The sequence below is a fragment of the Streptomyces atratus genome (genome assembly GCF_014648655.1).
In the GTDB taxonomy this organism is placed as follows: Bacteria; Actinomycetota; Actinomycetes; order Streptomycetales; family Streptomycetaceae; genus Streptomyces; species Streptomyces atratus.
In genome coordinates this window covers 68,198-80,939 of record NZ_BMRN01000001.1, presented here as the reverse complement: position 1 = coordinate 80,939, position 12,742 = coordinate 68,198, and the positions used below count along the sequence as shown (strand labels likewise).

Sequence of the window (12,742 nt, the reverse complement as noted above, 5' to 3'; positions counted from 1 at the left end):
ATTCACCGCTGCATCCGGCGGAACACCCGGGCGGGAATCCCCGGAGCGGCCGAGAGCGCGAGGTCCAGACCTGACGTGGGACAATCGTTGTGGCTCACGGTACGGGGGTTTCTGTAGTCGCCCCCGAAATGCACGGCACTAGCGAGCAGGAGATACAGCACGATGCGCATCGGAGTTCTCACCGCAGGCGGCGATTGCCCAGGCCTGAACGCAGTGATCCGGTCGGTCGTCCACCGTGCCGTGGTGGGGCACGGTGATGAAGTCATCGGCTTCGAGGACGGGTTCAAGGGACTCCTCGACGGCCACTTCCGCCCCCTCGATCTCAATGCGGTCAGCGGCATCCTCGCCCATGGCGGCACCATTCTCGGCTCGGCCCGGCTGGAGCGCGACCGGCTGCGCGAGGCCGCCGAGAACTGCGCCGAGCTGAGCCGCCGTTACGGCATGGACGCCCTCATCCCGATCGGCGGCGAAGGCACTCTCACCGCCGCGCGGATGCTGTCGGACGCCGGAATGCCCGTCGTCGGCGTCCCGAAGACCATCGACAACGACATCTCCGCCACCGACCGCACCTTCGGCTTCGACACCGCGGTGGGCGTCGCCACCGAGGCCATAGACCGCCTCAAGACCACCGCCGAATCGCATCAGCGGGTGATGGTCGTCGAGGTGATGGGCCGCCACGCCGGCTGGATCGCGCTGGAGTCCGGAATGGCGGGCGGCGCGCACGGCATCTGCCTTCCCGAGCGTCGCTTCCAGGTCGAGGACCTGGTCAAGATGGTCGAAGAACGCTTCGCGCGGGGCAAGAAATTCGCGGTCATCTGCGTCGCCGAGGGCGCGCACCCGGCCGAGGGCTCCATGCCGTACGCCAAGGGCGAGATCGACCAGTACGGCCACGAGCGTTTCCAGGGCATCGGCAACCGGCTGGCCATCGAGCTGGAGACCCGGCTCGGCAAGGAGGCCCGGCCGGTCATTCTCGGCCACGTGCAGCGCGGCGGCACGCCGACCGCGTACGACCGGGTGCTCGCCACCCGCTTCGGCTGGCACGCGGTGGAGGCCGCGCACCGGGGCGAATTCGGCCGGATGACGGCTCTGCGTGGCAACGACATCAAGATGGTTCCGCTCGCCGACGCCATCACCCAGCTCAAGACGGTGCCGGCGGACCGGATGGACGAGGCCGAGTCGGTCTTCTGACCCGGGCGCGCGGCAGCGTCACAAGCAGTGGCCGGCGGCCCTGACTGTCCCCCCGTGGACGGTCAGGGCCGCTTGCCGTTCCCCCTGGCCGTCGGGGCCGTTCCGGAAGGTCAGGGCCGGACGGGCCGTGGTGCCGGAATCCACTCTTGAGTCGGCGGCCCGGATCAACAAGGCTTAGCCCTGTCCCGGACATGTCCCAACTCTGTCCGGGCGCGGATCCCAGGGAGGGACACAGCACATGGTGGTCGAGGGCAGGGCTCCGGATCCTCGGGAGGCGCGGAGTGCGGCCGAGTTCATCGCCCTGTTACGGGTGCTCAAGGACGCGTCCGGTCTGACGTTCCGCGAGCTGACGCTGCGGGCCGACGCGGTCGGGGACGTCCTGCCGCGCTCCACGATCGCCAACATGCTCGGGCGTACGTCGGTCCCGCGCGAAGAGCTCCTCGCCGCTTTCGTGCGGGCCTGCGGCTGCGGGCCCACGGAGATCGAGGACTGGCTCGGCGTACGCAAGGAACTCGCCGTGCACGGGCAGCGGGCCGCGACAGCTCGGGCGGTCGAGGACGAGGGCGGCACGGAGGAGGAGGCCGGGGAGGTCCCGGGGGCGCCGGCCGGGGAGTCGCCCGAGCCGCCCGCCGGCCCGCCCCCTGCCCGTCGTCGGTCCCGGACCTTTCTGGTGGCCGCCGTCTCCCTCCTGGTGCTTGCCGCCGCCGCGGTGACCGTCGCCCTCCTCGTACGCGACGAGCAGCCGGGACCCACCCCTGTCGCCGGACCCGTGGCGGGGCGGACGGTGCAGATCCGGTCCGTCCACTCCGGGCTCTGCCTCTCCGAGAAGCGGGGAAGCGACAGCGGCCGGATCTATCAGGTGCCGTGCGACGAGGAGACGATCCCGGCCTTCTCCCTCAGACCGCTGGGCGACGACGTCTGGCGGATTGTGACCGACCACCCGGACTTCGGCCCCGGCTGCACGGGTATCTGGGACGGGATGCGGGAGGCCGGAGCCTTGATGCAGGACCAGGAGTGCGGCAAGCGCGGCGACGCGGAGGCGTTCTGGATCGAGCCGCAGGGCCATCCCGTCAAGGGCTACCGGATCCGCCCCGCCCACACCCACCTGTGCGTCGGCGCCGAGGCGGGCAGCAGCAAGCCCGACACCGAGATGGTGCAGATGGGCTGCGACGGGGTGGACCGGGGAAGCCTGTTCTCCTTCGACCCGGTGGCCTCGGACGTGGCCGGCGGCTGAGAACGGCACGGCCACCGGAGCCCCGGTGGCTCAGACGCTCGTCCCCTGCACCCCCGCCGTCTGCCAGAACCGTTCCGTGATCCTCGCCAGGAACCCCCGCCCCGCATCGCCCGTCGACCCGGCCCGCTCCGTACCCGTGCTGCTCCAGCTCAGCGTCGACACCATCAGTGCCTGGTAGTCGGCGTGCAGCTGTTCCAGTACGTCCTGCAGGAACCCGCGCTCCAGCGGCACCAGCTTCGCCACCGGCCGGACATGGGCCTGCCAGCGCGTCGTCACCGCACTGCGCAACAGCTCCGCCAGCTCCTCGTCCCGGCCCGACACCGTCACGACCCCGGCGGCCGTCAGCCCCAGTACCTCGCTGAGCACCGCGGACTGGCGTTCGTTGCCGCGCCAGCGCCCCGCCTCCTCCATCCGCAGATACGCGGAGGCGGTCAGCCCCAGCAGACGCGCCAGCTCGTCGACGGCCAGCTCCCGGGCCACCCGGTGCTCCCGCAGGGTGCGCGCGGCGGTCAGCAGTTCGCCCGGCGAGCACCACAACACCCCGGCCAGCGCCGTGAGTTCGTACTCGCTCGGGACAGCGAGCCCGCGCTCCCAGGCGGCCACCGTCTCGGCGCTGATACGGAGCCCGTACTGGGCTCCGAGACCGTAGGCGACATGGCCTGGAAGCATCCCCAGGGCCTCGCGGAGTCGACGCGCGGCGGGGGCGTTGAAGGGCGGGGAGGGGTGCACGGCCCCACCGTAGGAGTCGACACGCCCTCTGACTACGGTGTGTTCCACCGATAACACGGCTCGTAGGAACGTCCGAGTGCCGTACGGGGTCAGCGGCCCTGGGCCACCCACCGGTAGTGCAGCTCCGGGCGCCCGATCTGACCGTACTGCGGGCTGCGGACCGCGCGCCCCACGGTCACCAGATGTTCCAGATAGCGGCGCGCGGTGATCCGCGAGATGCCCAGCTCCACCCCGGTCGCGCCCGACGTCACTCCGTCCGGGGCGGCTCGCAGGACGCGGGTGACGGCCTCCAGCGTCGGGCCGCTCAGCCCCTTCGGCAGCCGGGTCGGCTGTGGCGCGCGCAGTACGCCGAGCGCCCGGTCCACCTCGTCCTGACCGCTCGCCTCACCGGCTGCCGCGCGGAACTCTGCGTAGCGGACGAGCCGGTCGCGCAGGGTGGCGAAGGTGAACGGCTTCAGCACGTACTGGACGACACCGAGCGACACCCCTTCCCGGACCACCGTCAGATCACGTGCCGACGTCACCGCGATGACATCCGCCGAGTGACCGGCCGCGCGCAGCGAGCGCAGCAGCTGCAGACCGTGCCCGTCGGGCAGATACAGATCCAGGAGCAGCAGATCGACCGGCGTACGGTCCAGCGCCCGCACCGCCTCCGCACGCGAGTGCGCGACCGCGGCCACCGTGAATCCGGGGACGCGGCCCACGTACAGCTGATGGGCGTCCGCGGCGACGGGATCGTCCTCGACGACCAGCACCTGGATCATGCGGTGGCCTCCTTCGTGGTGTGCGTCGTGCGGTTGCCGATGGCCAGCGGCAGCCGCACCGTGAACTCCGCACCGCCGTCCGGGCCGCGGTCCAGCGCCACTGTGCCGGCGTTGCGATGCACCGCCTGCTGTACGAGGGCCAGCCCGATCCCCCGGCCCGCGCCGTGCGTCGACCAGCCCCGGTCGAACACCTCGGCGGCGTCGTCCGGGTCGATCCCGGCCCCGGTGTCGGCGACCCGCAGCAGCAGCTCGCCCTCCCCGGCGAGCGCGGTGACGGTGACCCGGGCGCGGGCGGACCGGCCCGGCACCGCATCTCGCCGGCCGGGCCCGGCCTCCGGACCGGGCGTACCGGTCACCGCCTCCGACGCCGCGTCCACCGCGTTGTCGATCAGATTGCCGAGGATCGTCACCAGGTCCCGTGGCGGCAGGGTCGCGGGCAGGGCGCCGTCGTCGATCAGGCTGTCGTCCGCGAGCACGAGCTCCACCCCTCGCTCGTTCGCCTGCGCCGCCTTGCCGAGCAGCAGTGCCGCCAGCACCGGTTCGGCGACGGCGCCCACCACCCGGTCGGTGAGGGCCTGGGCCAGCTCCAGTTCGGCGGTCGCGAAACCCACCGCCTCCTCGGCCCGGCCCAGTTCGATCAGCGAGACGACCGTGTGCAGCCGGTTCGCCGCCTCGTGCGCCTGTGAGCGCAATGCCTGGGTGAATCCCCGCTCGGAGTCCAACTCGCCGGACAGCGCCTGGAGTTCCGTGTGATCGCGCAGCGTCACGACCGTGCCGCGCTGCTCGCCGCCCACCACGGGGCGGGTGTTGACCACGATCACCCGGTCCGCCGTCAGATGCAGCTCATCGACCCGTTCCTCGGAGGCGAGCAGCGCACCGGTCAGCGGCGCCGGCAGATCGAGGTCGTCGACCCTGCTCCCGACCGCACCCGGTTCCAGCCCGAGGAGCTCCCGGCCCGCGTCGTTGATCAGCGCGATCCTGCGCCGCCCGTCGAGCATCAGCAGTCCCTCGCGCACCGCGTGCAGCGTGGCCTGGTGGTAGTCGTGCATCCGGCTCAGCTCGGCGGCGTTCATGCCGTGCGTGTGCCGCCGGAGCCGGGCGTTGATCACATATGTGCCGACGCCGCCGAGGGCCAGCACCCCGCCCGCCGCCAGCCCCAGCGCCCCGAGCTGCGCCCGCACCTGGGAGGAGACCCGCTCGACCGTGATGCCCGCGCTGACCAGACCGGTGATCCTGCCGCCGTCCCGGATCGGGGTGACGACCCGGATTGAGGGTCCGAGCGTGCCCGTGTACGTCTCCGAGAACGTCTCGCCGCGCAGCGCCTGCGCGGTGTGGCCGAGGAAGGGCTCCCCGATCTGGCCCGCGTCGGGGTGCGTCCAGCGGATCCGGTCCGGGCTCATGATCGTGACGAAGGCGATCCCGGTGTCCTTGCGGACCTTCTCCGCGTACGGCTGGAGCACGGCGGACGGGTCCGGGGTACGGATCGCCGCCCGTACGGACGGCGAGTCGGCGATCGCCAGCGCCGCCGTCCTGACCTGCCGGGTCGCGGTCTCCTTCGCCTGTGCGCTGCCGGAGACGTAGGCGATGAACGCGCACCCCGCCACCACGGCCGCCACCAGCACGACCTGCATGGCGAAGAGCTGGCCGGCCAGGCTGCGAGGGCGGGGGAGACGCATGACCACAGTGTGCCTGGCCGAAAACATATGAACGAAATGCACGTAACGGTGACCACCGTCACAGGGGGGCGGGATAGTCACCAAGCCCCCCAGGGACGGGGGAGCGACCAGGACGAGCCGAGGAGAAGCCCCGTGGAAGTGGCAGCTGCCAAGCGGGACCGTACGCATTATCTGTATCTCGCCGTGATCGCGGCTGTGGGTCTCGGCATCCTCGTGGGCTTCGTGGCCCCGGACTTCGCCGTCGAGCTCAAGCCGATCGGTACCGGCTTCGTCAACCTCATCAAGATGATGATCTCGCCCATCATCTTCTGCACGATCGTGCTGGGCGTCGGCTCGGTCCGCAAGGCCGCCAAGGTCGGCGCGGTCGGCGGTCTCGCCCTCGGCTACTTCCTGGTGATGTCGACCGTGGCACTCGCCATCGGTCTGCTTGTCGGCAACATCCTGGAGCCCGGCCAGGGCCTCCACCTCACCGAAGCGGTTCGCGCCGCCGGTGAGAAGCAGGCGGCGGGCGCCAGCGAGTCCACGGTGGACTTCCTGCTCGGCATCATCCCGACGACCATGGTCTCCGCCTTCACCGAGGGCGAGGTGCTGCAGACCCTGCTCGTCGCCCTGCTCGCGGGATTCGCACTCCAGGCCATGGGCTCGGCGGGCGAACCGGTCCTGCGTGGCATCGGCCACATCCAGCGCCTCGTCTTCCGCATCCTCGCCATGATCATGTGGGCGGCTCCGGTCGGCGCGTTCGGCGCGATGGCGGCGGTGGTCGGCGAGACCGGCATAGACGCCCTGAAGTCCCTCGCGATCATCATGGTCGGCTTCTACGTCACCTGCGCGATCTTCGTCTTCGTGGTGCTCGGCACGATCCTGCGGCTGGTCGCGGGGGTCAACCTGATCTCTCTGCTGAAGTATCTGGGCCGCGAGTTCCTGCTGATCCTCTCCACCTCCTCGTCGGAGTCCGCCCTGCCGCGACTCATCGCGAAGATGGAGCACCTGGGGGTCAGCCGGCCCGTCGTCGGTATCACCGTGCCGACCGGCTACTCCTTCAACCTCGACGGCACCGCGATCTACCTCACGATGTCCTCGCTCTTCATCGCCAACGCGATGGGCGACCCGCTGAACGCGAGTGAGCAGATCTCGCTCCTGCTCTTCATGATCGTTGCCTCGAAGGGCGCGGCCGGAGTCACCGGCGCGGGCCTCGCCACCCTCGCGGGCGGCCTCCAGTCGCACCGCCCCGGACTGGTCGACGGCGTCGGACTGATCGTCGGCATCGACCGCTTCATGAGCGAGGCCCGCGCCATGACGAACTTCGCGGGCAACGCGGTGGCCACCGTCCTGGTCGGCACCTGGACCAAGGAGATCGACAAGGAGCGGGTGGACCAGGTCCTGTCCGGTGCGCTCCCGTGGAACGAGCAGATGCTCAACCAGGACGCCGACCACGGCGACGGCACGAACACCGTTCCCGAGCCGCGGGACGGTGGCCAGGAGCTCGCCACGGCGAAGGCGTAGGCGCCCGGGACCCGGTAACAGAGGCAGGGCCGTCGCGGAAGCATCCGCGACGGCCCTGCCGCGTTCTCCTTGCCTTGACGTCCGCGTAAAGGTCTACCGTCAAGGACATGCGCATCGGGGAGCTGGCCGAACGGGCCGGAACGACCACACGGACTCTGCGGTACTACGAGTCACGCGGACTGCTGCCCGCGCGACGGGCCGGCAACGGCTATCGCGCGTACGACGAGGACGATCTGCGTCTCGTCCAGCAGATCAGGACCCTCCAGGACTTCGGCTTCGAACTGGAGGAGACCCGGCCGTTCGTCGAGTGCCTGCGCGCCGGCCACCCGGCCGGTGACGCCTGCCCCGCCTCGCTCGCCGTCTACCGGCGCAAGCTCGGCGAGCTCGACTCGCTCATCGAGCAGCTCCAGGCGGTACGCGCCCAGGTGGGCGCACAGCTCGCGAAGGCCGAACTGGAGGCCGCGGCAGAGCTTCCCGGCGGTCCGGAACCACGTTGTGAACTGGGAGGATGACAGATGATTCATGTGGCAGAGGGCGTGGCCGAGGTCACCGACACCACCTTCGACGGGGAGGTGCTGGCGGCCGATCTCCCCGTACTGGTCGAGTTCACCGCCGACTGGTGCGGCCCGTGCCGCCAGCTCGCCCCCGTGCTCAGCGCCGTCGCCGCCGAGGAGGCCGGGCGCATCAAGATCGTCCAGATCGACGTCGACCGCAACCCGGGGATCGCGAGCCGGTACGCGGTGCTGTCGATGCCGACCCTGATGGTGTTCCGCTCCGGCGAACCGGTGAAGTCGATGGTGGGCGCCCGTCCCAAGCGCAGGCTGCTCCAGGAGCTGGAGGACGTGTTCGAGACGGTGTGAGGCGGGGCGTACGTCCGAACCGGGACAAGCAACGCGCAACGGCCTGCGCTCGAAAAGCATCCGACCTCGCCGGGCGCGATTACCTGACGCGCTGGGCCGTCCGGTTCAACGTCCGCCTGTGTCGCTGACGGGTCGCGCTCGGATTCTCCCGCATGTACGCCGCGGCGATGAGCTGCCCCGGAGTTGGGCAACGAGGCTGCGGACGTCTCGCTCGGTGTCGGTTCCGGTGGCCTGCTTGCTTGCGGGGTCCGGGGCGGGTGTAGGGCAGGGGCGGCAGAGGCCGTCGGGGAGTGCTTCGGGGCGGCCGGGTGTGCCGCATTCGTCGCATTCCACTCGGGCCCTGTCGGGAACTGCGGACCTCAACCCGGGATCAGAGCAGCGCTCGGCTCCAGTTGGCGGTGCCCAGCGTGCGGGTCTTCAGCGTGTCGAGGCGCCATTCGCCGTGCTTCTTGACTGCGGTGTAGAGCCGTTCGGAACGAAACGGGTGGCCGAGTGGATCACGAACGAGGAGTTCGCATCGGTTGGGCTTGGGATAGTGAACGGAGTGGAGTGTTTCGCGTTCATCCACTTCTGTCGGTGTCCCGATGCTGTGCGGGCGGTAGGTGCGCGGGCGGACGCTCAGATAGGCCGATGCGAGTACGTCTCGCTCCGCACACAGTGCGTTGAGGTCCCGGGCTCGATCGGCGAGCGCGTCCTGTTCCCACTTCGCCATCCGGAGGATGAAGCCACGTACGACTGCGACAGGGTCGTCGTAGGCCACTTGGGCGTGGGCGACAGAAGGCCAGGGGAGAGCGGGAGGCTCAGGAACGGGTGGCGGGAGAACAGCGCCGGCTTCGATGAGTTGCCGATGAACGTGCGGTGCCCCGTCGTTGCCGTTCGATTCACGGTATAGGGAGAGCGCATTCTGGCCGGAGTTGTCCGTGACGGCGACACGCGCGTTGTGCTCAAGCAGGATTCGCACGGCGTCCGCGTGGCCCTGTTGGGACGCGAGCATGAGCGGAGTGCGATCGAAGTCGCCATTGGCGCTGTCAACATCGACACCGTGCGCAAGGAGCACCCGCACAAGGTGCGTGTTCCCTTGTGCTGCGGCCCAGCCCAACGGCGTGAATCCGACGGCAGTGTCACGTGCCTCGATATCGGCAGACGCTGCCAAGAGGACAGCGACCGTATCGAGGTGACCGCTTATGACCGCCTCAAGAAGGGGCGTTCTCCCCGTTCCCCGGGCACGCACGTCCACGTCGGACTGGGTCTGAACGAGCTTCCGCACTGATTCGGTGTCGCCGCTGCTGCTCGCGCGTAGAAGTGTCATTGTCGTGATCCTTGATCAAGAGTTCTCCGCGGTGCTGGACATCGTAGGCCGACGGCCGATGCCCGAGCTCAGGCGCGTGTCAGGGGCGTTTGAGCATGCCCCGGAGTTCGGCGACGAGGCCGTGGACGTCCTCTTCGGTGTCGGCTCCCATGGCCTGCTTGCTTGTGGTGCCCGGGTCGGGTGTGCGGCAGCGGCGGCAGAGGCCGTCGGGGAGTGCTTCGGGGTGGCCGGGTGTGCCGCATTCGGTGCATTCGGCCATCAGGCGCCGGGTGGGGGTGCGGGGCATGGTGGGTGTCGGGGTAGTGGGCAGGTGGGGTGGGATCTTGTCGGTGAGGCGGCGGCGTACGAAGCCGATGGGGGAACCGACCTGGGCGGGGAGGCCGGAGGTGAGGGCGTGGGTGAGGTAGTCGGTGTCCACGCCCCGGGTGAACCACTGGGCGGCCAGCGACTCCAGGGCGGTGCAGTCGGCGGCGGAGAGGGGCAGGCGCGGTTCGATTCGGCCTAGTTGGGCCAGGGCGAGGAACGCGGGTGAGGGTTGTGCCGGGGCCGGTTCGGGGGTTCGCTGCTGCGGTACGACGGGCACGGGGCCGGGCGTGGTGGGCTGTGCTGCGGGCTCGGCCGGTGTCACGGGGGCCGGGGCCTGCGGCTCTGACCCGACTTGGGGAGCGGGCGCTTGCGTGGGGACCCGGAGCGGCGTCCGAGGAGCGGTTGCTTCTTGGGCGGCCCGGTTGTTCTCGGCGTCCATGAATGCACCCCACCATTCGTTGTCGCGGGCGGTGCGGGACCAGAACGTACGGGTGACCCAGCGGACCTGGCCGCGATCTTCGACCCGACATTGGGCGTGCCGCAGGTGACCGGCCACTCCCAGTGCCCTGAGAGCGCTACCGACGGCCATCTGTCCGTACAGGGGGATGCTCTTGGCCAGCGACTTGATGTCCATGGCCGCACCGTCGGGCAGATGGTCGACGTACCCGGCGATGTAGCGCTCACGCTCGGGCAGCAACATGAAGTCATCGGCGCACGCGGGGCGTTGGTCCGGTGCGGATCGCTTGCCGTAGCCGCGGTTGGCCTTCGGGTACGGGCGCGAGGATGCGGGCGTACGCAGGGCAGGGCTAAGGTTCTCGGTAGCCACGAGATCGGGTCCTAACGATCTTGGGGTGAGACCCCGGCCCGGTGCTCTAACACCGTGTCGGGGTCGTTTCGTTGGGGGCACCGTAAGCAGCCGCGATCACGCGCCGCAAGCTGGTCAGGATTAGTCGTACTTGCTGGCCGTGACGGGTCGGGGAGGGCGGGGAGGTTTGCCCAACCTCCTTCTTTCACCTACCGGTTAACCAAAGACGCTCGAATCCCGGAGCCCGGATTCCGACGCCCGGATCCCGAAGCTCAAGCGTCGGGACCGGCCCCCTCCTCATACCCGCGAAAGAGTGAACCAGTCGGTCCCGCAGCTCGAACCCCGACCCTCGAAGCCCGGAACTCGGGTTCCGAGACGGAGGGCGACACTGCCTTTGGCGAGGGCCCTTTCCTGTCTCTCAATCGGCGTACGCTGAAGCGGGAAGGGTGGTGCCGTATGTCGGACGAACTCGCTGACAGCCTCAGGAAATACCGTCGCGCTGCCGGACTCAGCCAAGAGCAGCTCGCGCACCGAGCGGGACTGTCAGTCGGCCCCGTCAGGAAGATTGAGCAGGGCGACGACGGTGTGCGAATGGAGACACTTCACGCTCTCGCCCGCGCGCTTGGAGTGAAGACCTCCAACCTGATGGCGGCGGGAGCTCCGAAGCCCGTGCCTCACGACAACCCCAACACCTTGAATCTCCGCGAACTCCGAATCGCCCTGACCCCGGCCGTCGGCCTGGCCGCGCCTGACGCGCCGACCGGCGATGCGCCCGACATCCGTCGCCTGCGCCGCATGACCCACGACAGCGCGCTCCTCTACTACGAGGACAGCTATCAGAGCATTGCCGCCGACCTTCCGGCTCTCATCCACGCAGCGAACGACGCAGTGGCCTACTACGACCACGGAAGCGAGCGCCTGGACGCCCTACGCGCTCGCTCCGAAGCCCTGCAACTGGCTGGGCGGTACTTGACGCAGATCAGGCAGTACGACCTTGCCCACGGGGCCATTAAAGAAGCCATCAGCGATGCCCGGCTGGCCGGTAGCGAGCTGACTGCGGCGTCAGGAGTGGGCGGCATGTGCTTCGTGCTCATTCGAACCGAACGGTTCGACGAGGCTGAGGACATTGCCGTCGCGACGATGGACATCGTTGAGCCGAAGATCAAGGGGGCCACGGTGGATGCGTACGCGACCTGGGGTGGTCTCGCGATGGAGGCCGCTGCCGCGGCGGCGCGGAACAACCGTCCGGAGGAGGCCAAGGCACTCCGAAGGGCGGCCGGTACGGCTGCGAAGGCCGTGGGTGTGTCGCACCGCAACCTTCTGCGCCACTGGTCTCAGTTCGGGCCCGTCACCGCTGCCATGAAAGAGCTGGAGGACGCCATGGTCACGGGCGATGCCCGGACTGTCGTCCGGAAGTCCGGCGAGGAGGAGGAGCTCCAGCCGCAGGCGTGGAAGCGGCTGGGGAAGCCGAGCACGAACGATGGCAACCGGTACTACCTCGATCTGGCTCGGGCCCGCGTCCGCACGGGTGACACCTCGGCCGCCATGGAGGAACTCTCCCGTCTGGATCACGTCGCACCCGAATGGTTCCGCCACCAGACGGCTGCCGCGATCACCTTCGAAGAGATCACGAAGAAGCGTCGGACCCTCACCGCCGACATGCGCACGGTAGGCGCTCATCTAGGCGTTTTTGGATAACTGCACTGCACCGATGCACTTCTGACGAGTCGTGAGTCAAAGTGCATCACTTCGTATCTGGCTGGTTACTCAGGGTCTACGTATCGTTTTCGTCATGGCGAACAACCAGCAGACCGGCCCCCGGATCGGGGCGGTAGTCAAGGACACGAAGACCGATCGCTTCGGTGTCGTGATGGGCACTATCGGCGGGCTCATCCAGCTGCGCCCGATCAGCGGCGGACTGTCGTGGGAAGTCGAACCGGACGGCATCGAGGTGCTCTCCCCGCGTCAGGAGCTGACCGTTCGCCTCGCTGCCCTCAACGCCGAATCCAGGCGCGGAGCATGAGTGGGCCCCGGGCCATCGTGAGGCACGTCCAGTGGACCCTCGCGCCGAACCAGGAGCCGGATGCCGAGCCTCAGACGTACGCCATGCTGTGCGTCGTCTGCGGAGAGTCCTCCCCCGCGGCGGAGGGCTGGGATGCCCCGCAGGGGTGGGCTCTCTCGCACTCGGGGCGCAACCCCTCCCACCACACGTACCGTGAGTTGATCACCAGGTCCTGGCGAACGTGGATGAACTCCTGACGAGGATCACTGTCCTGCTTGCTGCGCTGCCGGACGTCGCCGAACCGGCGATGGAACAGCGGCGCATTACACGGTATTGCCGGTCCAGTACGGCGCGATAGCCTGTCGT

General features: G+C 69.3%; 13 protein-coding genes. 8 read left to right on the top strand and 5 right to left on the bottom strand.

Features of this window, described 5'->3' with window-relative positions:
• The first annotated feature begins 162 nt into the window (after positions 1 to 162).
• Both IEZ15_RS00310 and IEZ15_RS00305 read left to right on the top strand, forming a co-directional pair.
• Positions 163 to 1,188, top strand: a complete 1,026-nt coding sequence (locus tag IEZ15_RS00310; protein ID WP_189273251.1) for an ATP-dependent 6-phosphofructokinase — start codon at positions 163 to 165, stop codon at positions 1,186 to 1,188.
• A 238-nt stretch (positions 1,189 to 1,426) separates the two neighbouring features.
• Positions 1,427 to 2,422 carry an XRE family transcriptional regulator gene (locus IEZ15_RS00305; RefSeq protein ID WP_189273248.1) on the top strand — a complete coding sequence of 332 codons (996 nt, stop codon included), beginning with the start codon at positions 1,427 to 1,429 and terminating at the stop codon, positions 2,420 to 2,422.
• Positions 2,423 to 2,452: 30 nt separating this feature from the next.
• Here the strand turns inward: IEZ15_RS00305 and IEZ15_RS00300 are convergent, their stop codons facing one another.
• From IEZ15_RS00300 to IEZ15_RS00290, 3 genes are all read right to left on the bottom strand, one after another.
• A complete protein-coding gene (locus IEZ15_RS00300; RefSeq protein WP_189273901.1) occupies positions 2,453 to 3,091 on the bottom strand; it encodes an XRE family transcriptional regulator in 639 nt (212 codons plus the stop codon).
• A 149-nt stretch (positions 3,092 to 3,240) separates the two neighbouring features.
• Positions 3,241 to 3,915 (bottom strand): response regulator, encoded by a 675-nt coding sequence (locus IEZ15_RS00295; RefSeq protein ID WP_189273247.1) that lies wholly within the window; start codon positions 3,913 to 3,915, stop codon positions 3,241 to 3,243.
• A complete protein-coding gene (locus IEZ15_RS00290; RefSeq protein WP_189273245.1) occupies positions 3,912 to 5,591 on the bottom strand; it encodes a sensor histidine kinase in 1,680 nt (559 codons plus the stop codon). The genes IEZ15_RS00295 and IEZ15_RS00290 overlap by 4 nt, the downstream gene beginning before the upstream one ends.
• Before the next feature lie 132 nt (positions 5,592 to 5,723).
• Between IEZ15_RS00290 and IEZ15_RS00285 the strand changes: the two genes are divergently transcribed.
• From IEZ15_RS00285 to trxA, 3 genes are all read left to right on the top strand, one after another.
• Positions 5,724 to 7,094 (top strand): cation:dicarboxylate symporter family transporter, encoded by a 1,371-nt coding sequence (locus IEZ15_RS00285; protein ID WP_189273243.1) that lies wholly within the window; start codon positions 5,724 to 5,726, stop codon positions 7,092 to 7,094.
• Between the two features lie 107 nt (positions 7,095 to 7,201).
• Positions 7,202 to 7,606, top strand: a complete 405-nt coding sequence (locus IEZ15_RS00280; RefSeq protein WP_114246729.1) for a MerR family transcriptional regulator — start codon at positions 7,202 to 7,204, stop codon at positions 7,604 to 7,606.
• 3 nt (positions 7,607 to 7,609) lie between these two features.
• Positions 7,610 to 7,954: a thioredoxin gene (gene trxA, locus IEZ15_RS00275; protein ID WP_114246730.1), complete on the top strand. Its 345-nt coding sequence runs from the start codon at positions 7,610 to 7,612 to the stop codon at positions 7,952 to 7,954.
• A 370-nt stretch (positions 7,955 to 8,324) separates the two neighbouring features.
• Here the strand turns inward: trxA and IEZ15_RS00270 are convergent, their stop codons facing one another.
• Positions 8,325 to 9,263, bottom strand: a complete 939-nt coding sequence (locus IEZ15_RS00270) for an ankyrin repeat domain-containing protein (protein ID WP_189273240.1) — start codon at positions 9,261 to 9,263, stop codon at positions 8,325 to 8,327.
• Positions 9,264 to 9,342: 79 nt separating this feature from the next.
• Positions 9,343 to 10,395, bottom strand: a complete 1,053-nt coding sequence (locus IEZ15_RS00265) for a MarR family transcriptional regulator (RefSeq protein ID WP_189273238.1) — start codon at positions 10,393 to 10,395, stop codon at positions 9,343 to 9,345.
• Between the two features lie 435 nt (positions 10,396 to 10,830).
• Here IEZ15_RS00265 and IEZ15_RS00260 point away from each other — a divergent pair, with 435 nt between their 5' ends.
• From IEZ15_RS00260 to IEZ15_RS00250, 3 genes are all read left to right on the top strand, one after another.
• Positions 10,831 to 12,072, top strand: a complete 1,242-nt coding sequence (locus IEZ15_RS00260) for a helix-turn-helix domain-containing protein (RefSeq protein WP_114246733.1) — start codon at positions 10,831 to 10,833, stop codon at positions 12,070 to 12,072.
• Positions 12,073 to 12,166: 94 nt separating this feature from the next.
• Entirely contained in the window at positions 12,167 to 12,397 is a 231-nt protein-coding gene (locus IEZ15_RS00255; RefSeq protein WP_189273236.1) for a hypothetical protein, read from the top strand.
• The gene (locus IEZ15_RS00250; RefSeq protein WP_114246735.1) at positions 12,394 to 12,633 is read left to right on the top strand and encodes a DUF7848 domain-containing protein; all 240 of its coding nucleotides are present in this window, start codon (positions 12,394 to 12,396) and stop codon (positions 12,631 to 12,633) included. Before IEZ15_RS00255 ends, IEZ15_RS00250 begins: the two co-directional genes overlap by 4 nt.
• Positions 12,634 to 12,742: the final 109 nt, after the last annotated feature.

Coding starts and splice junctions, on each gene's coding strand:
- IEZ15_RS00250 (WP_114246735.1), top strand. CDS start 12,394: ATGAGTGGGCCCCGGGCCATCGTGAGGCACGTCCAGTGGACCCTCGCG.
- IEZ15_RS00270 (WP_189273240.1), bottom strand. CDS start 9,263: ATGACACTTCTACGCGCGAGCAGCAGCGGCGACACCGAATCAGTGCGG.
- IEZ15_RS00310 (WP_189273251.1), top strand. CDS start 163: ATGCGCATCGGAGTTCTCACCGCAGGCGGCGATTGCCCAGGCCTGAAC.
- IEZ15_RS00280 (WP_114246729.1), top strand. CDS start 7,202: ATGCGCATCGGGGAGCTGGCCGAACGGGCCGGAACGACCACACGGACT.
- IEZ15_RS00295 (WP_189273247.1), bottom strand. CDS start 3,915: ATGATCCAGGTGCTGGTCGTCGAGGACGATCCCGTCGCCGCGGACGCC.
- IEZ15_RS00305 (WP_189273248.1), top strand. CDS start 1,427: ATGGTGGTCGAGGGCAGGGCTCCGGATCCTCGGGAGGCGCGGAGTGCG.
- IEZ15_RS00290 (WP_189273245.1), bottom strand. CDS start 5,591: ATGCGTCTCCCCCGCCCTCGCAGCCTGGCCGGCCAGCTCTTCGCCATG.
- IEZ15_RS00260 (WP_114246733.1), top strand. CDS start 10,831: ATGTCGGACGAACTCGCTGACAGCCTCAGGAAATACCGTCGCGCTGCC.
- trxA (WP_114246730.1), top strand. CDS start 7,610: ATGATTCATGTGGCAGAGGGCGTGGCCGAGGTCACCGACACCACCTTC.
- IEZ15_RS00300 (WP_189273901.1), bottom strand. CDS start 3,091: ATGCTTCCAGGCCATGTCGCCTACGGTCTCGGAGCCCAGTACGGGCTC.
- IEZ15_RS00255 (WP_189273236.1), top strand. CDS start 12,167: ATGGCGAACAACCAGCAGACCGGCCCCCGGATCGGGGCGGTAGTCAAG.